The sequence below is a fragment of the Cupriavidus sp. AU9028 genome, from assembly GCF_019795295.1.
GTDB lineage: Bacteria > Pseudomonadota > Gammaproteobacteria > Burkholderiales > Burkholderiaceae > Cupriavidus.
Genome location: NZ_JAIMCG010000014.1, coordinates 115,137 through 134,106 on the forward strand (window position 1 = coordinate 115,137; position 18,970 = coordinate 134,106).

The 18,970-nt window shown below is 67.2% G+C and carries 16 protein-coding genes; 4 read left to right on the forward strand and 12 right to left on the reverse strand.

Features of this window, described 5'->3' with window-relative positions:
• Positions 1-14: 14 nt before the first annotated feature.
• From fliJ to fliF, 5 genes are read right to left on the reverse strand one after another with little or no spacing between them, the layout of a single operon-like run.
• Positions 15-473, reverse strand: a complete 459-nt coding sequence (fliJ, locus tag K6V06_RS15895) for a flagellar export protein FliJ (protein WP_222244946.1) — start codon at positions 471-473, stop codon at positions 15-17.
• On the reverse strand, positions 466-1,953 hold the full coding sequence (gene fliI, locus K6V06_RS15900) for a flagellar protein export ATPase FliI (protein WP_222244948.1): 1,488 nt from the start codon (positions 1,951-1,953) through the stop codon (positions 466-468). Before fliI ends, fliJ begins: the two co-directional genes overlap by 8 nt.
• Positions 1,946-2,851 carry a flagellar assembly protein FliH gene (gene fliH, locus K6V06_RS15905; RefSeq protein ID WP_255581881.1) on the reverse strand — a complete coding sequence of 302 codons (906 nt, stop codon included), beginning with the start codon at positions 2,849-2,851 and terminating at the stop codon, positions 1,946-1,948. The genes fliI and fliH overlap by 8 nt, the downstream gene beginning before the upstream one ends.
• Positions 2,838-3,830 (reverse strand): flagellar motor switch protein FliG, encoded by a 993-nt coding sequence (gene fliG / locus K6V06_RS15910; protein ID WP_222244950.1) that lies wholly within the window; start codon positions 3,828-3,830, stop codon positions 2,838-2,840. The genes fliH and fliG overlap by 14 nt, the downstream gene beginning before the upstream one ends.
• Complete coding sequence (gene fliF / locus K6V06_RS15915) at positions 3,820-5,526, reverse strand: flagellar basal-body MS-ring/collar protein FliF (protein WP_222244951.1); 1,707 nt, start codon at positions 5,524-5,526, stop codon at positions 3,820-3,822. Before fliF ends, fliG begins: the two co-directional genes overlap by 11 nt.
• A gap of 424 nt (positions 5,527-5,950) precedes the next feature.
• Here fliF and fliE point away from each other — a divergent pair, with 424 nt between their 5' ends.
• Positions 5,951-6,271 (forward strand): flagellar hook-basal body complex protein FliE, encoded by a 321-nt coding sequence (fliE, locus tag K6V06_RS15920; protein ID WP_222244952.1) that lies wholly within the window; start codon positions 5,951-5,953, stop codon positions 6,269-6,271.
• A gap of 275 nt (positions 6,272-6,546) precedes the next feature.
• Here the strand turns inward: fliE and K6V06_RS15925 are convergent, their stop codons facing one another.
• The 7 genes from K6V06_RS15925 to K6V06_RS15955 all read right to left on the reverse strand — a co-directional run bounded on the left by K6V06_RS15925 (position 6,547) and on the right by K6V06_RS15955 (position 12,941).
• The gene (locus K6V06_RS15925; RefSeq protein WP_222244953.1) at positions 6,547-6,837 is read right to left on the reverse strand and encodes an EscU/YscU/HrcU family type III secretion system export apparatus switch protein; all 291 of its coding nucleotides are present in this window, start codon (positions 6,835-6,837) and stop codon (positions 6,547-6,549) included.
• Positions 6,834-8,276, reverse strand: coding sequence for a flagellar hook-length control protein FliK (locus K6V06_RS15930; RefSeq protein ID WP_222244954.1), 1,443 nt, complete (start codon positions 8,274-8,276; stop codon positions 6,834-6,836). The genes K6V06_RS15925 and K6V06_RS15930 overlap by 4 nt, the downstream gene beginning before the upstream one ends.
• Positions 8,277-8,352: 76 nt before the next feature.
• Complete coding sequence (locus K6V06_RS15935; protein ID WP_222244977.1) at positions 8,353-8,625, reverse strand: flagellar protein FliT; 273 nt, start codon at positions 8,623-8,625, stop codon at positions 8,353-8,355.
• 65 nt (positions 8,626-8,690) lie between these two features.
• Complete coding sequence (fliS, locus tag K6V06_RS15940) at positions 8,691-9,107, reverse strand: flagellar export chaperone FliS (RefSeq protein ID WP_222244955.1); 417 nt, start codon at positions 9,105-9,107, stop codon at positions 8,691-8,693.
• Between the two features lie 102 nt (positions 9,108-9,209).
• Entirely contained in the window at positions 9,210-10,646 is a 1,437-nt protein-coding gene (fliD, locus tag K6V06_RS15945) for a flagellar filament capping protein FliD (protein ID WP_222244956.1), read from the reverse strand.
• A 255-nt stretch (positions 10,647-10,901) separates the two neighbouring features.
• Positions 10,902-12,437 carry a flagellin gene (locus K6V06_RS15950; RefSeq protein WP_222244957.1) on the reverse strand — a complete coding sequence of 512 codons (1,536 nt, stop codon included), beginning with the start codon at positions 12,435-12,437 and terminating at the stop codon, positions 10,902-10,904.
• A 174-nt stretch (positions 12,438-12,611) separates the two neighbouring features.
• Positions 12,612-12,941 carry an RNA chaperone Hfq gene (locus tag K6V06_RS15955; RefSeq protein WP_222244959.1) on the reverse strand — a complete coding sequence of 110 codons (330 nt, stop codon included), beginning with the start codon at positions 12,939-12,941 and terminating at the stop codon, positions 12,612-12,614.
• 904 nt (positions 12,942-13,845) lie between these two features.
• On the opposite strand from K6V06_RS15955, the gene K6V06_RS15960 reads away from it, so the two are divergent.
• The 3 genes from K6V06_RS15960 (at position 13,846) to K6V06_RS15970 (ending at position 18,786) form a co-directional block, all read left to right on the forward strand.
• Positions 13,846-15,732 carry a methyl-accepting chemotaxis protein gene (locus K6V06_RS15960; protein WP_222244961.1) on the forward strand — a complete coding sequence of 629 codons (1,887 nt, stop codon included), beginning with the start codon at positions 13,846-13,848 and terminating at the stop codon, positions 15,730-15,732.
• Between the two features lie 624 nt (positions 15,733-16,356).
• Complete coding sequence (locus tag K6V06_RS15965) at positions 16,357-17,841, forward strand: MDR family MFS transporter (RefSeq protein WP_255581884.1); 1,485 nt, start codon at positions 16,357-16,359, stop codon at positions 17,839-17,841.
• 165 nt (positions 17,842-18,006) lie between these two features.
• Positions 18,007-18,786 carry a glucose 1-dehydrogenase gene (locus K6V06_RS15970; RefSeq protein ID WP_222244966.1) on the forward strand — a complete coding sequence of 260 codons (780 nt, stop codon included), beginning with the start codon at positions 18,007-18,009 and terminating at the stop codon, positions 18,784-18,786.
• Positions 18,787-18,970: the final 184 nt, after the last annotated feature.

An 18,970-nucleotide genomic window follows, 5' to 3' on the forward strand; every position in this document is an offset into this window, starting at 1 on the left:
GACTGGTTCTTGACTCAATGGTTGTGCCCGCTGGGCGCGTGCTGACGGGCCAGGCGTGCCGCGTATTCGTCGTTGGCCCGCTGTTCGCGGCGGGCGGTGATCACCTGCTCGCGCGCCTCGGCGCGGGCGACCAGGGTGTCGAAGGAGTTCAGGCGCCGCTTCTGCTTCTGCCAGTTGGCGCGGCCGGCCAGCAGTTGCGACTCGGCCTTGGCCAGCGCGTCGGTCTGGTGACGGATGGCGGCATCCAGCGAATCGAGAAACTGCGAGAAGTCGTGCCAGCGCGCCGACTGCATGCCGGTCTGCATCATCGTTTGCATCCGGCCGCGATATTCCTCGCGGTACTGCGTCAGCGCCTTGAGCTGCTGCTCCGCCTGCGTGCGCAGGCCCTGCAGGCGTCCCAGCTCGCGCGCGGCGGCGTCGGTGTCGTTCTGCGCGAGGTCGACCAGCGTGGTCAGCGGAGAGGTCTTAGCCATTGACGTTCCTGTCGAAGAGGCTGTGCAAATGTTCGATGGACTCGCCGTAGCCCGCCCGCTCGTGGATATCCTGCTGCAGGAACGCTTCCATGCGCGGATGCAGGCGGATCGCCAGGTCCAGTTCGGGGTCGCTGCCGGCGACATAGGCGCCGACACTGATCAGATCCCGGTTGCGTTGATAGCGCGACATCAGCTGCTTGAAGCGGCGCACCGAGGCGAACTGCTCTTGCGGAATCAGCGCCGTCATCGCCCGGCTGATCGACGCTTCCACATCGATGGCGGGGTAGTGGCCGGCTTCGGCCAGCGTCCGCGACAGCACGATATGGCCGTCCAGGATCGCGCGCGCGGAGTCGGCGATCGGGTCCTGCTGATCGTCGCCCTCGGCGAGCACCGTGTAGAACGCGGTAATCGAGCCGCCGCCCTCGGCGCCATTGCCCGCGCGCTCCACCAGCGTCGGCAGCTTGGCGAACACCGAGGGCGGATAGCCCTTGGTCGCAGGCGGCTCGCCGATCGCCAGGGCGATTTCCCGCTGCGCCATCGCGTAGCGCGTCAGCGAATCCATGATCAGCAGCACATGGCGGCCCTGATCGCGGAAATACTCGGCCAGCCGCGTCGCATAGGCGGCGCCCTGCATGCGCAGCAGCGGGGAACAGTCGGCCGGCGCGGCCACCACGACCGAACGGGCCCGGCCTTCCTCGCCGAGAATGTTCTCGATGAAGTCCTTCACTTCGCGGCCGCGCTCGCCGATCAGGCCGACCACGATCACCTCGGCGCTGGTGTAGCGCGCCATCATGCCGAGCAGCACGCTCTTGCCGACGCCCGAGCCGGCGAACAGGCCCATGCGCTGCCCACGGCCGACGGTCAGCATGCCGTTGATCGCCCGCACGCCGACGTCGAGCACGGTCTCGATCGGCGCGCGCGACAGCGGATTGATCTGCGCGCCGGCCAGCGGCACTTCGCGCGCGGCGCGCAGCGGGCCGAGGCCGTCCAGCGGCCGGCCCGCGGCGTCGAGCACGCGGCCCAGCAGGCCTTCGCCCACCGGCAACCGCTTCGAGCCCGGCTCGCGCGGACCGGCTTCCGAGGCACGGATCGGCGAGGGTTCGAGCGGATAGACCCGCGCGCCGGGCAACAGGCCCGCCACGTCGGACTGCGGCATCAGGAACAGACGGTCGGCGCCGAAGCCCACCACTTCGGCCTCGGCCAGCTTGCGTCCCCCCTGGGCGCCGCCGTGGCCCGGCACTTCGATCAGGCAGTCGCTGCCCACCGGCATGCGCAGGCCAACGGCCTCGAGCACGAGGCCGGCCGCGCGCGTGAGCCGGCCGCAGCTGCGCTTGCTGTCCAGATCTTCCAGATTGGCAGCGGCACCGCCCAGCGCATCGCGCCAGCGCTGCGCATGCAGGGCCGGGGAGGCGGGCGCCGCCGGCGCGGCCTCTTCGGGCGCGGAGTCGGCAACCCCGGGGATCACGGCGGAATCAGGCATCCTTCACACCCCAGGGATCGTCGCGCCCGAGCGCCTTGACCACGCGGCTCCAGCGAGTGGACAGCGTGGCATCGAGTTCGCCGCTGGCGGCGGTCGCGACGCAACCGCCGCGTTCCACGCCACCGTCGGCGCGGACCGACCAGCCCGCCGCTTCCAGTTCGCCCGCCAGGTGCTGCTGCACCAGCGCGACGTCGTCCGGATGCAGCAGCAGGCAGGGCGCGCCCGACAGCGCCGGTTCGGTCGCGAGCAGCTCCCGTACGGCCGGCAGCAGCACCGACGGCTGCTGCGCCACCGTGTCCTGCACCAGCTTGCGAGCCACATCCAGCGCGAGCGCGATCAGGGTCTGGCCCACTTCTTCGTCCACGCGTTGCAGCGCGCCGGCGAACGTCGCCGCGATCTGCTGCAGCCGTGCGGCTTCCTGGCGCGCGGCTTCCAGGCCGCGCGCATATCCTTCCCGATGGCCATCGCCATAGCCCTGGGTCTGGCCCTGGCTATAGCCCTGCGCGTAGCCTTCCTTGCGGGCGCCTTCGCGCATCGCTTCGATGGCCTTGAAGTCGATCGGCGGCGGGGCCGGTTCCATCGGCTCCGGCTCCATCCGTGGCGGCGGAGGTGGCGGCGCGTCGAACGCCGACATCTTCCAGCGGCGCCAGTTCGCGCGGGCGGCATCGTCGCCGCGCGAGATACGCGGCTCGTTCAGCGCGCCGTCGTCGAACGACTGGAAGCCGCCGCCGATGCCGCTGCCGTTGCCGCTACGCTGCGCGGAGGCGGGCGCCGGCGCCGCCTGCGCGCCGAACAACGGCTCGCCGGCGTCCGGCTGGCCGAAGCTGCTGCCGGCCATCTCGCCATAGGCATTGGCGTTGCGCCGCGCACCGCGCGAGTACGGATCAGACATAGGCATCGTCGCCTGCTCCAATCTGGATTTCGCCGGCATCGGCCAGGCGCCTTACCACCTGCAGGATCGCCTTCTGCTCGGCCTCGACCTGCGACACGCGCACCGGGCCCAACGCTTCCAGGTCTTCGCGCAGCATCTCGCCCGCACGGGTCGACATGTTGCGGATGAACTTGTCGCGCAGCTCCTGCGGCGCGCCCTTGAGCGCGACGATCAGCGACTCGGTGGCGATTTCCTTCAGCACGCGCTGGATACCGCGGTCGTCCACTTCCAGCAGGTTCTCGAACAGGAACATCTCGTCGATGATCTTCTGCGCCAGGTCGCCGTCGTGCTGGCGCACGCCCGCGATAACCGCCTCTTCCTGCGCGGTGTTCATCAGGTTGATGATCTCCGCCGCCGTGCGCACGCCGCCCATGCGGCTGCGCTTCAGGCTCTGGCCGGCCAGCAGCTTGGTCAGCACGTCGGTCAGCTCCTGCAGCGCGCCCGGCTGCACGCCGCCGAAGGTGGCGATACGCAGCACCACGTCGTTGCGCAGGCGTTCGGTGAAGAAGCTGAGGACTTCCGATGCCTTCTGGCGGTCCAGATGGATCAGGATGGTGGCGATGATCTGCGGGTGTTCGTCGCGGATCAGTTCCGCCACCGAGGTGGCGTCCATCCAGTTCAGGGACTCGATGCCGCTGCCCGGATCGCGCGACTCCAGGATGTCCTCGATCACCGACAGCGCGCGCTCTTCACCCAGCGCCTTGTTCAGCACGCTCTTGATGAACGAGCTCGAGTCGACCGACAGCGCCAGGAACTGCTCGGTCTCGCCACGGAATTCGGCCAGTACCGCCGCCATCTCCTCGCGCGTCACCGAGTTCAGCTGCGCCATGGCCTGACCCAGGCTCTGTACCTCGCGGGGCGACAGGTGCTTGAACACCTCCGCCGCCGCATCCTCACCGAGCGACATCATCAGGATGGCGCTCTTCTTCGTGCCTTCACCGCTCATCGCTAGACATCCAGTTCTTGATTACACCGGCGACCAGACGCGGGTCGCGTTGCGCGGCGTCGCGCAGCAGGGCGAGATCGCTTTCGTACTTGGCGGCCAGGCGCAGCACCTCCGGATCCGGCTGCTGCTCCTCGATCGGCACCAGCTCGGCCTCGGGCAGCTCGTCGGCCAGGGCCGGCGGCGGCGGCGCGGTGTACTTGCGCATGATCGGCCGGCCGATCTTGAACCACATGAACAGCGCGAGCAGGGCGAGCATCAGGTACATCGCACCAGTCTTGGCAAGGTCGATCATCTCGGGCTGCTTCCATACCGGCAGTTCGGGCTTGGGCAGCTCGCCGGTCGTGAACTGGCTGTTGACCACGTTGAGCGAATCGCCACGATCGGCCGAGAAGCCCATCGCTTCCTTGGTCAGGTTCTCGATCTGCTTGAGCTGCGCGGCGGTCAGCGGCTCGCTGACGACGTTGCCGTCCTTGCCCATCACCTGGCGATGGTTGACCACCACGGCGACCGACAGACGCCGCACGCTGCCCGGCGCCTGCTGGACGTGGCGCACGGAGCGGTCCAGTTCGAAATTGGTGGTCGAGTCGCGTCGGCTGCTGCTCGGCGCGGCAGGCGCGCCGGCCAGCGCCTGGGCGTTGGCCTGCTGCTGTGCTTGTGCGTTCGGCTGGCCCGGCTGACCGGCCTGGCCCGGCTGACCCGGCTGGTTCGGCTGCTGGGTCACCACCGGTGCCGCGGCCTGCAGCGGCGGCTGGTTCGACAGCGCGCCCGGCACGCCGCCCACCGGCGAGCCGCCTTGCTGGTTCGACTCGCTGGTCTGCTGGCTGCGGATCGCCGCCTTGGTCGGGTCCTGGTTCGGCTTGAACGACTCGTCGGTGTGCTCGACGACGTTGAAATCGACGTCGGCGGTGACCTGGGCCTTCACGTTGCCCTGGCCGACGATCGGCGCCAGGATCGCTTCGACCCGGCGGACGAAGTTCTGCTCCAGCGTTTGCACGTATTTCAGCTGGGTGGCATCAAGCATTCGCTCGTTGCTGCCGTTACCCGAGAGCAGATTGCCGTGCTGGTCGACGATGGAAATGGATTTGGGCGTCAGTTCCGGCACGCTGGACGACACCAGATGACCGATCGCCGCGACCTGGCCTTCGTCGATGGCGCGGCCCGGATGCAGCGTCAGCACGATCGAAGCGGTCGGCTTCTGCCGCTCGCGCACGAACAGCGTCTGCTTGGGGATTGCCAGGTGGACGCGGGCCGACTGCACCGCGGCGATGGTCTCGATCGAGCGGGACAGCTCGCCTTCCAGGCCGCGCTGGTAGTTGACCTGCTCGGCGAACTGGCTGATGCCGAACTTCTGGTTGTCCATCAGCTCCATGCCGGCGTTGCCGCTCTTGGGCAAGCCCTGCGAGGCCAGGCGCAACCGCGTCTCATGGACCTTGTCGGACGGCACCATCACCGCACCGCCGCCCTCGGCGAACTGGTACGGCACGTTCATCTGCTGCAGCGAGGCGATCACCGCGCCGCCGTCGCGCTCGGACAGGTTGCTGTACAGCACCTTGTAGTCCGGGGTGCGCGACCACATCACGCCGACCGCAATGGCGGCGACGAGGGCGGCGCCGCCGAGCATCAGCGGCAGACGAGGGTTGGCCTTGATCCGGTCGAAGACCTCCGACCGATTGGCCAGTACAGCCGTGGCGTTCATGCGCGCGCCTCCGTGTCGGCCTTCCGGTGGCCGTGGTCGGCGGGCAGGGGCAGTCGCTGCCCCAGGCTGATTCCGCCCTGGCGGTCGCCGGTGTCGGCATGGCTCAGATCACGCTGCTGACAAAACACGCGTACTCCCCGCGATAGTTGAAGACATGGTGTGCCGGGCTGGAAAACGGCGGGGGCAGAAAGGCAGCAACCCGCCAGTGCCGGCACGGTAGCGATGATCGGGCAGGGCGGGGACGGACAATCCGGGGAATAGGGCGGCTTTTCCAGCCGATTTCGGCCAATGACGGGGCCCGGACGTTCGGTACGCTTCGGGTGCTGGATCGGGCAGGCCCTCACGCGCCCGTCCCCGTCTTCGGGGACCGTGGCGGCGATCGCTTCGGCCAGATCCGGCACCAGTCAACTATGGAAACAGTGCGATGAGCTCGATTTCTTCGATCGAAGGCATGGTGCAGCAGCTGCGCGGCCTGGCGCAAGGCGCCGGCGGCATTGCCAGCCAGACCGCCCCGGTCGCCTCCTCCGGCTTCGCCGGCGAACTGCAGCGCTCGCTGCAGAAGATCAGCGGCGCGCAGGAAAAGGCCTATGGCCTTGCCGAGGCGTTCGAACTTGGCAAGCCCGGCGTGGCGCTGAACGACGTCATGATCGAAATGCAGAAGGCCAGCATTTCGTTCCAGACGGCGGTGCAGGTGCGCAACCGGCTGACGATGGCGTATCAGGAAGTGATGAATATGGGCGTGTAAGCGTCCAGGCGTGCCTTCTCTTCCGGCTGCCGGAGAGGAGGCACCGCAAGAGCATTAGCCGACAGGGTTATCTAATACTCTCGGTGTTCCCCCCTCTCCCGCTTGCGGGAGAGGGCCGGGGAGAGGGCAGCGGCGGTGGAATGGCCGCGGTGGTGTGTCATGTGCCTGATGCCCTCTCCCCCGACCCCTCTCCCGCAAGCGGGCGAGGGGAGCAAACTGGCAGGCAAGCGGGCGAGGGAAGCAGACCGGCAGGCAAGCGGGCCAGCGGAGCGGGATCATTCGATCCGCGTAATCCCCGTGTCCGCTTCCAGCCGGTGCAGCCAGGCCAGCAGCTCCGCGACCGCGGTATAAAGCTGTGGCGGAATCTGGCTGTCCAGGTCTACCTGCATCAGCAGGTTGACCAGCGTGGGCGAGTCGTGGACATACACCCCGGCTTCCTTGGCCCGCGCAATGATCGACTCGGCCATTACGCCATAGCCCTTGGCCACCACACGTGGCGCGCCGTTTTCGTTCTGGCGGTAGGAGAGAGCGACTGCCGCCCCGCGAGGCGGCTCGTGCTGGCTCATCGCGGCCCCTCCAGCCCGCTGTCACGGCGGATCGAGAAATGCTGCAGGTCGATGCCGCGGGCGACGAGGCCATTGCGCAGCCGGTCCTGCGCGTTGTTCAGCATCCGGACGATACGTTCTTCCTGCACCGCCAGCCGCGTCTCCAGGCCTGTGGGCGTCAGCGTCAGCCGGGCCTCGATCGTTCCCAGCTGGGGCAGCTCGAGCACCAGCCGGCTGGACCAGTTGCGCTCTGCACCGTCTCCCTGCTGTTCGGCCGCGTTGGTGGCGTCGTGCTCGGGCTGGTCGCTGACTTCCCACTGCATCGGCGTGCCAGGCCATGCCTCGCCAGCCCAGCGGAACTGCTGGGTAGCCAGCAGCTCGAGCTGCTGGCGTACTACCCCTTCCGTTTCCGGATGGATGACGGGCGCGCCGTCCGCCCTCGCCGCACCGGCCTCCAGCCGGGACGCCCCGGCATCGAGTTCGGCCGCGGCATGGAGGGCCGACTGCGAAGCCGACAGACGCGCGGCGTCGCTGGCGGCGGCCTGATAGGCTTGCGCCGCCGATTGCAGTGCGCGGGGCAGCTCGCCGCCGCGCGCCGTACCGCTGTCGGCGCGCGCGGCGCCGGTCTTGTCCGCCGACCCGTCGGCCGGCTTGCCGGCTGCATCGCCCTCGGCCGGGTCGCCGGCATCGTCGGCAGCCAGCGCGGCGATCGACCCCGCTACCGCGGACGCCGATTGCATGGCGGCTGCGGACGGCAGGGCGGACGGCAGGACCTCGACGATATCGGCCCCGTGCACGCCCATGGACGGGGAGGATCCCGGCGCCGACGCGGTGGCGGGGCCGGCGCCGTAACCTGCCCCGGCGCCAGCGTGCCCGGGACGCGCTGCCGCGCCCCCTGCCGGTCCGGCATAGGTCGGGCCTTGTCCCTGGCCTGGTTGCCCCGCACGCGGCTGAGCCGCGCCACCTGGATACGCGTCCCGCCCGATGCCGGCTTGCGGCTCGCGCGCCATGCTGGCCAGGCCGCGTTCACCCGCCACCCACTGTGCGAGGTGCGATTCATAGAACAGGCCACTGTCCTGCACCAGGCTGACCAGCGCCTGCTGGACCTGTGCGGCGCCATTGGACATTCGGGTCGGGGGCAGCGGCAGCAGCGGCGCGGGTGTGCGCAGCGGCCCCGATTCGCCCTGGCCCAGCAGCGTCAGGATGGTGCGAGCCGCAACACTGAGGGTTTCCCGGGTGGAGCCGGCGGGCGGCTGAGACGAATGTCCCTGCTGGCCGGCGCGCAGGGAGCCGTCGGCGGCCTGCGTGGCGGCGCCGTGCGACTGGTTGACGGTGCTTCCGGTCGCGCTGGGCGATGGCAGCAGCGCGGCCAGCTTGTTGGCCGAGAGCTGCGCGCGCAGGTTGCTGGTGTCCAGATTCTGCCCAGACGGCGAGCCGGGCGGCAGGTGGATCGCGGTCATGGCATCGTCCGTAGAAGTGGCAAGGCGCCGCCCGGTTCAGCCGAAGCAGCGCCCAGCAAGAAGCAGAGCAGGGTCGTCAGGCGAGCGCGCCGTAGGCATTCGCCAGTTCCTGCCGGCGGCGCGAGTCGCCCAGCAGGCGGCCCAGCTTGGCCAGATGCGGCAGCATCAGGTCGCGAATGCGGGCATCGTAGGACAGGATCTGTTCGAGCAGATGATGGCGGCGGGCACGCTCGGCCGGCGAAACCGGCACGTTGTGCTCGATCTCCCGCAAGCGGTCGACCACCGCCAGGTACACCTGCTGGACTTCCTCGAAGGCAGTCCAGTTCGCAACCTCGGCCGCCTCGAGCATCTGCTCCGACAACAGCAGCAGCTCTTCGTAGCTCAGCACGGTGGGGGAGGCAACTTCGTGCACGGTCAGTTCTCCTGCGGCGACGCCATGTTTGCCCCACCGTCCTCGATCTGCGCCCACGCCGAGGCGAGGTTCTGCAGCAGCGAGTCCACTTCGTCGAGCAGGGCCACGTCGTTCCGCAAATTCGCCAGCATCAGGCGGCGGGTCATGTATTCATACAGGCGTTCCAGATTGCCTGCGACTTCGCCACCGGCCTCGTGATCCAGCACTGCCCGCAAGCCGTTCTCGATGATGTCGATGGCCTTCGACAGCGAATCCCCCTTGGCCGCGATATTGCCTTCGGCCATCTGGAACTTGGCCCGCGAAATCGCCGACCGCGCACCGTCGAACAGCATCACGATCAGGCGATGCGGGGAAGCGCTCATCGCGCCGGTCTGGACGCCCACTTGAGCGTAGGCATTGGCGGCATGGCGAGCATACATGGTTGGATATCCTGCTATTGGCAGGTAACGGGGCGTTCTCTTCCGGTGACGTCCGAGACTGTATCCCGCTGCCCTGCCTGGTAATTGATCGGTTTGGGGCTATTACTTGCCGCTATTCGACATGGCTTCGAACTGCTGGCTCAGGTAGCTGCTGGTCGAGTTCATCTGGGCCACCAGCGCGTCCAGCGCGGTGAATTGGGCGCGGTAACGCGCGATGGTGGCCTCGACGCGGGCTTCCTCGATTTCGTATTGATCTTCGAGGTCTTCCAGCTGGCGGTCCGCGCCTTCCAGCGCCAAGGTCAGCGTGCCCTGCGTCCTGTTCAGCTCGGTCACCTTGTCCGACACCGCGCGGGCAAAGCCACCCGTGGTGCCGTCACCGGCGAACAGCTTCTGCACGCCGCCCAGGTTCTCGCCGATCGCCTCGGTCAGGGCTTCCTTGTCGAGCGACAGCGTGCCGTCCAGCTCGAACTCGATGCCCACGTCCGACAGCATGCGGAACGCCGGATCGGAGCCCATCGTGGTGTTCAGCACCGAACGCATCTGCACCTGGATATTGCGGACGGTGCCGTCGCCGGTCAGCGCCGCATTGGTGCCTTCGTCCGCATTGAAGGCCGTCAGCTCGGAGATGGTCGATTGCAGGCTGTTGTACGCCTTGACGAAGCCTTCCACGGCCGTCGTCATGGTGTCCGTGTCCCGCGTGACCTTCAGCGTGCTGGTGCCGACCGACACGGCCGTCAGGGTCACGCCCTGGATGGCCTCCTTCATCGTGTTGGAGGGGCTGGTCACCGCCATGCCGTTGATCGTCAGGCTGGCGTTGGTGGCACGCACGGTTTCGGTCGCGCCGCTGGGCTGGGTCGTCGCCTCGGGATCGTAGCCCACCACGCCCTGCAGCGCCGGGGACGAACCGGTAATGCGCATCGTCGACGCTTCGCCGGTTTCGTTGGAGCGCAGCACCAGGCGGTAGGGCGTGCCGCTGCCGTCGTTGACGATACTGGCGGTCACGCCGATGTTGGCCTTGTTGATCTCGTCGCGGATACCCTGCAGCGTATTGTTGCCTTCGCTGATGGTGATCGTCTTGGTCTTGTCCGCGTTGGCGGTATAGGCCGGATCGACATAGGTGCCCGAGGTCTCGTCGTAGCCGGTGACGGTGCCGAACTCGAACTTGATGGTGCCGGTGCCGATCGCCACGTCCTGCTTGGCGATGCCCTTGGTCGCGACCGACTGCGCTTGCGCCAGGCGATTGACGGTGATCGAGTAGTCGCCGTTGACGGCCTTGGACGTGGCCTGCACGCCGATCACGCCCGAGGTGCCCAGCGACGTCTTGGCGGCGCCCCAGGTGTCGTTGCTCAGCAGTTTCTTGGCCGCGGTCTGGTAGGCCTCCAGCGCGCCCTTGAACTTGCCAAAGGCGGAGATACGCGCTTCCGCCAGGTCCTGGCGCGACTCGATCATCTTGAGCTTGCCGCGCTCCGCCGCCTCCAGATCGTCGAGGAGATCAGCCAGCGGGAGATTCGATCCGAGACCAATTGCAGAGACTGCCATGTTGTTGTTCCTTGTGAGCGAGACGTCAGCACATCAGATGGAAAACGTCGGGTGATACTGCATTGCACCCTCAGGAAGCGGCCGCCACGGCGGCAGGCGGGCAGGGCCCGTGCGCTTCCTGAAGGTCCGGAGAAGCGGGCAAACGCTGTTCCGTTTGCCCGCCCCTCCGGCGAAAAACCGGGCCAGCCCGAAGGCTGACCCGGTTCTCCGGCCCGGTACTGCTGGTCCGGGTACTGCGGGTACTGCGAGACGTGATTAACGCAGCAGCGACAGCACGTTTTGCGTGGTCTGGTTCGCTTGAGCCAGCACCGAGGTACCAGCTTGCTGCAGGATGTTCGCACGGGTCATGTTCGACACTTCCACTGCGTAGTCAGCGTCTTCGATACGCGAACGGGCAGCCGACAGGTTCGTGACCGTGTTGTTCAGGTTGTTGATGGTCGATTCGAAGCGGTTCTGGATTGCACCCAGGTCGCTACGCAGCGAGTCAACGGCAGCCAGGGCGTTGTCGATGGCGTCGAGCGGGTCGACCACGACTTCGCTGTCGGCAGCCAGCGTCACGGCGCCGGTTTCGGCGTTGACGGTAGCCTTGTGCCACGTGGCTTGCTCTTCGCCGGTCTTCACGCTCTTGACGTAGTAAGCGCCGTCCTTGTCCTTCATCAGGGTGTTGGTGGCGCCGGTCAGGGCCGTGTTGACAGCCGACATGTCCTTCGCAACTTCTTCGGTGCCCGGAACGGTCAGCACGTCGCCGGTCGCTTCGGTGTAGCCGGTGGTCAGGTCGACAGCAGCTGCGTCTTGCGCGCCGATGGTCACAACGCCGGTTTCCAGGTTGACGGTGGCGTCGTAGGTGTTCGTGCCATCGCTGACCTTGAAGGTACCAGCGTCGTCGTCACGGTGCAGGGTGTAGGTAGCAGCAGCGGCGGCGTTCGAGTGGCCGGCGTCAGCGATGTCGCCCAGTTCAACCAGGTCGCCGTCGGTGGTGGTCACGAAGGTCGCGTCAGCATCGGTGTCCATCGCGGTCACATCGCCAGCCGCCAGCGCGGTCGACGTGTCGTACGAAACGATGTTGGTTTCCTTGTCGTACTCGGCGGCGTAGTAGTTCGTGCCGTCGAAGGCGACCAGGCTGCCAGCTTCCGTACCGGCCGAAGCCACGCCGATGGTGATGCCGGTCGACGGGGTCGCGTAGGTGATGGCAACGGTCTTGGCCGGCTTGGCTTCCGAGATGTTGTCGCCAACAGCGGTCATGTTCTTGCTGTAGACCGCGCTGGTCACGTCCAGCTTGCCCAGGCCCAGGGTTTCAGCGGTGATTTCCTTCAGGTCGATCGAGATGGTCTCGCTGTCCTTGGCGCCAACCTGGATGGTCAGCGACTGGTCCTTGGCCAGAACCTTCACGCCGTTGAACTGGGTCTGGTCCGACACGCGGGTGATTTCGTCCAGACGCTGGGTGATTTCAGCCTGGATCGATTCCAGATCCGAATCCGAGTTCGTGCCGTTCGATGCCTGGGTCGACAGTTCGCGGATACGCTGCAGGTTGTTGTTGATTTCGTTCAGAGCGCCTTCGGTGGTCTGAGCCATCGAGATGCCGTCGTTGGCGTTACGAGCAGCTTGGGTCAGGCCCTTGATGTTGGCGGTGAAGCGGTTTGCAATCGCTTGACCAGCGGCGTCGTCCTTGGCGCTGTTGATCCGCAGGCCCGAGGACAGGCGTTGGATCGCAGTGTTCAGCGCCGATTGCGACGTGTTCAGGTTGTTCTGAGTCATCAGAGACAACGTGTTGGTATTAATGACTTGCGCCATGGTACGACTCCTATTTGCAATGTTTTTAACGCATTCCGGCGGGTGCCGTAACGTTGGCTGCCTGCGGTGCAGGGCGTGTAGTGCCTCCGTTGCAAAGGGTTATCGTCACCGGTCGGGAAGACTTTAGAGTGACTTGTCGACAACGACGAAAGTCGCCGTCCGTACCAGGGGGTGTCAGCGCTTGCGCCGGGCCGGGCCGCGGGGCGTAAACAGCTGGCGGGCGGCCGCCAGGGCCTCGTCGTCCGGCAGGGAGCCGTCGTCCCCGTCGGCCGAAGCGGAGCAGATGGCCGCGATCGCGTGCTTGTAGACGACCGTGGGCGCGGCGTCCTCTTCTGCCAGCTTCAGAAACACCATATAGGTATCCGCTCCCACCACCATGCCGGTCAGCGTATCGCCGTTGGTGAGATAGACCACCACCGGGTGCCGGCTGGCACGGTGGAAGGCAAACTGCCTGTCCTGCAAAGGAGCGACGGCACGGGTGGTCGGGATACGGTGATACTTCACAACTTCTCCGGTAGAGCCCTGACGGGTTCCGACGGCTATCTACATGGAATCGTTCGTGACTCCTGTTGCCGCATGGCGGTGCCTGTCTCCATGCGCGTACCCGCAGCGGGCTCCGGCTCTCGTCTTGTCGTATTTTGCCGGCGTGCCGCGAAGAAATGCCGGTGGGCGAGGTCATACCGGGCTGCATTCGCTCCAGGATCGCGACGGATCGGGCGCAGCTGCGCGGTGGGTCAGGAGAGTGAGGGAATACTTCGCTGACAGGGTAACAAATTTTTACAAGTCCGACATTGCGGCCAGCGGCGGGAGCGAATAGAGGAGCGATTCTAATTAAACGTTTGCGTAATCCGTATGGAATCCGCGCCCCCATCAGGTGGGGTTCAGCGTCAGCAGAGTCGCGCCACGCGGTGACGCGGCGCGGTTTCGCCAGTCCGGTGAAGGGCGGCGGGCACCACAGCGCAGCTGGCAGGTTGCGACGAGTGGCATGCAGCCTGTTGTCTTATCCCAACAGTCGATGCCGAAGCATGTCTTTAAGTTGATACAACGCCACTTTCTCCATCGGGAAATACCCTGATGGAAGCGCTATTTACTCCTCATGTAAGCGCGGCTATAGTCGTGTTGGAGCCATGTGGCTCCCGGCAGTCCTGAAAGGCCCACGAGCACCCCGCGCGTGGGCTTTTTTTTCTTTTTCGTTTTTCAAGCCGTGCGGGACCGAGCTGCTCTGCCCCTTCCCTCACGTGCGCGGAGGATTGAAGGGGATTGAAAGGCATATTGGTGCGCCGCAATCCGCCGATTAGAGGCCTTTTTCAGGTTCATATCGATTGATCTTCAGCTCGCGCACCCCTGTGCCGTTATCTGCCCGAAGGGCGGCCCGTGGCCGATCCGCCATAGATGAAGGGGAGACGACGTGAGCAAGTGGAAGAACATCGGCATTGCCACCCGCCTGGGCGGCGCCTTTGCCGTGATGGTGCTGTTGATGGCCGCTGTGGCCGGTTTCGGCTTGGTGGCGCTTGGCAATATCAACGATTCGATGCGCCAGACGGTGGAGAACCGACTGCTGCGCGTGATGGATCTGGACAAGGTCAAGCAGGGGGCGCAATCGATCGGCATCATGGTCCGCGATGCCGCCCTGACTGAAGACCCGTCGGTCGTGCAGCGCAACGCCAGCCGTATCAAGGAACTGCGCGATCAGATGAGCCAGTCGCTGGACGGACTGGCGCAACTGATCGCCGCTTCGGGCAATCCGAAGATGCAGCAGGCCTTCGCCGAACTGACGGAGCGCCGCAAGGCTTATAACGCCGAGCTGGACAAGATCGTAGGCCAACTGGAGTCGATGGACTTCCTGGCGGCCCGCGCGGGGCTGGTTGCCGCGCTGCCGGCCGCCCAGGCGCCGTACTTTGAAACGTTGGAGGCAATGTCCGAATCGGGCCGCGGCATGGCCGTGGTGGCCGTCCAGGAAGCGGACGCGCAATACCAGTCCGCCCGCAACCTGATGGTCGGTCTTGCGGCTGTTGCCGCGGCGCTGGCGTTGGGATTGGGCTGGCTGATCAGCCGCTCGATCATCCGCCCGGCGCGTGAGGCGCTGGCTGCCGCCGAAGCGCTGGCGCAGGGCGATCTGACCTTCCGGGTTCGCGCCGACAGCGGCGACGAGATGGGCCGGATGCTGAAATCGCTGCAGCATGCCTTCGGCCAGTTGTCCGTGCTGGTCAACGGCATCCAGGGCGCATCCCGCTCGATCGACGTGGCCACGCGCGAGATTGCGCGCGGCAATACGGACTTGTCGCAGCGTACCGAGGAGCAGGCCGCGTCGCTGGAGCAGACCGCCGCCTCGATGGAGCAGCTGACCTCCACGGTGCGGCAGAACGCCGAGAATGCCCGCCAGGCCAACCAGTTGGCCGTCAACGCGTCGCAGGTGGCGACCGAGGGCGGCGAGGCGGTGCGCGGCGTGGTCGCGACCATGCAGCAGATCTCGCAGTCGTCGGCCAAGGTGTCCGAGATCATCAGCGTGATCGAGGGCATCGCCTTCCAGACCAACATCCTGGCGCTGAACGCCGCGGTCGAGGCCGCGCGCGCCGGCGAGCAGGGCCGCGGCTTCAGCGTGGTGGCGGCGGAGGTGCGCACCCTCGCGCAGCGCAGCGCATCGGCGGCCAAGGAAATCGGCGAACTGATCAACCGCTCGGTCGAGCAGGTCGCGGTCGGGGCGAAGCAGGTCGAGAAGGCCGGCGGCACGATGGACGACATCGTGGGCGCCGTGCGCCGCGTGACGGACATCATGGGCGAGATTTCGGCCGCCAGCGCCGAGCAGTCGACCGGCATCGAACAGGTCAATCGCGCCGTCGCGCAGATGGAGAGTGTGGTGCAGCAGAACGCCGCGCTGGTCGAGGAGGCCGCGGCCGCGGCGGAGAGCCTGCAGCAGCAGGCGGCCACGCTGGTGGCCGATACGGCACGGTTCCAGGTCGACGGGGCGCCGGCGCTGGAAGCGGTCGCGCACGCTTCGCCGCGCCTGCAAGCTGCGGCGCCGGCACGCCGGCTGGAGGCCTCGGCGCACGGGGCAGCGCGCGCCGTTGCGCCCGCCGTCGGCGCCTTGCCTGCGCCTGCCAAGCCGGCCGGCAAGCGGGACAGGCCCGCTGCCGCTGCCCAATCGAAGCCTGCCACAGGCGGTGCCCAGGGCAAGGTGAAAACGGGCGGGGCGGTGACGAAGGCGGCGAAGGCGGTAAACACCGCGACGCCGACGAAAGCGCCCGCGGCGCCGACAGTGGCGGCAGGCGGTGGCGACGACTGGGAGACGTTCTGAGGGTCATGCCGGTTCGCTCCCCTCGCTTGCGGGAGAAGGGGCACAGGCATACCACGGCGGCAGATTGACGGCCGCTACCCTCTCCCCGGCCCTCTCCCGCAAGCGGGAGAGGGAGAAAACCGCTGGCTACCGGTTCGCTCCTCCCGCCCGCTCGCAGGCGAGGGAGAAAACCGCCGGCTGCCGGTTCGCTCCCCTCGCCCGCTTGCAGGCGAGGGAGAAAACCGCCGGCTGCCGGTTCGCTCCCCTCGCCCGCTTGCGGGAGAGGGAGAAAACCGCCGGCTGCCGCTCCGCTCCCCTCGCCCGCTTGCGGGAGAGGGGTTGGGGGAGAGGGAATCGGGCACAGGCATACCGCGGCGGCAGATTGAATGGGGGAGAGGGAATAGGAGGCTCGCCATCCCCCGGCAAGCCGTCCACGCCCCTCGGGCAAGAAGCCTACAATAGCGCCCTTGGCGTACGGCCCGCCCGTACGCCGTTGCCATTCCCGCTTCCCGCCCGATGACCAGCCAGACCCCGCCCCAGTCAGACCTTCGCCCCATCCTCGCCCCACCCGCGTCGCCCGCCGGCGCCCCTGCCGGTGGACCCCAGTCCCGCCCCGCCTCTGGCCAGTCCGCCGAACCGCCGGTCCTGCACGTGATCTTCGGCCTTATGCTGGCGATCCTGCTGGGCGCGCTGGAGCAGTCCATCGTCGCGGTGGTGCTGCCGGAAATCGCGCTGCGGCTGAACGGGTTCGAGGACATGGCCTGGGTGGTATCGGCCTATCTGATCGCCTCGACGGTCGCCACGCCGATCTACGGCAAGCTGTCGGACGTGCTGGGCCGGCGCTCGGTGCTGTCGTTCTCCATCGTGCTGTTCCTGCTGGCGTCGATCGGTTGCGCCCTGGCGCAGACCATGCCGCAGCTGATCCTCGCGCGGGTGCTGCAAGGCCTGGGCGGCGGCGGGCTGATCTCGGTGTCGCAGGCCGCCATCGCCGATGTGGTGCCGCTGCGCGAGCGCGGCCGCTACCAGGGCTACGTGAGCGGCGTGTGGGCAGTCGCCAGCATGGCCGGCCCGGTGATCGGTGGGTATCTCGCCCATTACCTCTCCTGGCGCTGGATCTTCTGGATCAACCTGCCGCTGGCCTTGCTCGCGCTGGTGGCGGTGCGGCGCGCGCTGCGTCATCTGCCCGCCGGCGGCCGGCGCCAGCATCGGATCGACTACGGCGGCGCGCTGCTCTTTGGCGGCGGCCTGACCGGCATGCTGGTGTTCCTGACCTGGCTGGGGCAGGGCCGCGACGTGATGCGTCCCGAGGCGCTGGGGCTGCTCGGCGCGGCGGTGGTGGCGCTGGTGCTGTTCGTCTGGCAGGAGAAGCGCGCCTCGGACCCGGTGATTCCGCTCACGATGCTGCGCGTGCCGACGGTGGCGATCTGCTGCGCGATGCTGTTCCTGTGCTTCTTCCAGCTGATCGCGATGTCGGTGCTGCTGCCGCTGCGCTTCCAGGTGGTCGGTGGCGCGCAGGCGGACACCGCGGCGCTGCGGCTGGTGCCGCTGACGCTCGCCATTCCCTTCGGTGCCTTCATCTCGGGCCGGCTGATGTCGCATACCGGGCGCTACAAGCCGCTGCAGCTGACCGGCTCGATCGTTGCCCCGCTTGCCATCGCCGCGCTCGCCTTCGTGTCGCCGCTGGCGGTATGGCCTTCGGCGCTGGTGATGATCGTGCTCGGGGTGTCGATCGGCCTGCAATTGCCCAGCGCGCTGGTCGCGACGCAGAACTCGGTGCCGCCGGCACAGGTGGGGGTCGCGACGGCGCTGACCGCCTTTGCGCGGATGCTGGGCGGCGCGGTCGGCGTGGCCGTCCTGACCACCGTGCTGATCGCCCTGCTGCGCATGAGCGGCATGGCGGTGGACCCGCTGCCCGGCGGCGAGGACGTGCTGATGCACATGTTCCGGGAAGTGCTGTCCCTGGGCGACTCGGCCGAGGCGGAGACCGTGCGCCGCACCGCAGAAGGCGCCTTCCGCTCGCTGTTCCTCGGCAGCGCGGCGGTATCGCTGTTGTCTCCGTTCCTGGCGATGCGCCTGCGCGAAGCGACGCTGCGGGGCAGCAAACCGGCAACGGCCAGCGGCGCGGAGTAGGACCGGCCGGCCCGGCCGGCAGAGGGCGGAGGCGGTAAAGATTGCAGCGGGATGGAGAAAGCACCGCTTCACTTGTCCGGACCGCCGCCGATCAACGCGGCAATCGGCCCGGTACGCGGCTTGCTGCAACGGCTCGCGTGATCCCTTTTATCCGCGAGAACTCCGATGCAACAGCGCCTGTTGAACGAAATCGCCATCGTGACCGGCTCCGACTCCGGGATCGGCCAGGCGACCGCCATCGCCTTCGCCCGCGAGGGGGCGGATGTCGTCATCACCTACCATAGCGACGCCGAAGGGGCCGAACGCACGCGCGAGGCCATCATGGTCAACAATCGCCGGGCGCTGGTCGTCCAGCTCGACCAGTGCGATCCTGCCAGCGTCAAGGAATTCTTCCGTACGGTGCATGACCAGCTGGGCGTGCCAACCATCCTCGTCAACAACGCCGGCATCAATGCCAACGGCGTGCCGGTCAAGGACCTGTCCGACGAGGACTGGGACCGCACCATCCGCACCAACCTGTACGGGCCGTTCTACTGCTGCCGCGAATTCATCCGCGGACTGGACGGCAGCGACAAGCACGGCACCATCATCAACGTGACCAGCGTGCATCAGGAGATTCCGATGCCGGGCGCGTCCGCCTACGACGCCTCCAAGGGCGGTTTGCGCAACCTGACCACGACGCTGGCGCTGGAACTGGCCGAGAAGAACATCAACGTCAACAACATCGCGCCGGGCATGATCCTCACGCCGATGAACCAGGAGGCGATCGACGATCCGGCCAAGCAGCAGAAGCAGGTGCAGTCGATCCCGATGAAGCGTGCAGGGAAGCCGGAGGAGATCGCCAGCGTGGCGGTGTTCCTCGCGTCGGACCAGGCGCGGTATATCCAGGGGGCGACGATTGTCGTGGATGGCGGGTTGGTGTTGTTTCAGGGGCAGGGGGCTTGAGGCCCGGCTGAGCCAACTTGCCGTTGTTGCGCAGCGCTGACTGACGCGCAGGAAGCCCTCTCCCCCGGCTCCTCTCCCGCGTGGCGGGAGAGGGGAGTGTAGTGGTCCAATTTCCTCAGACAGGTCGATAGGTGGAAAATCACCATCGACGAGGAAATCAGATGACTAGAGCACGCAGGAAATT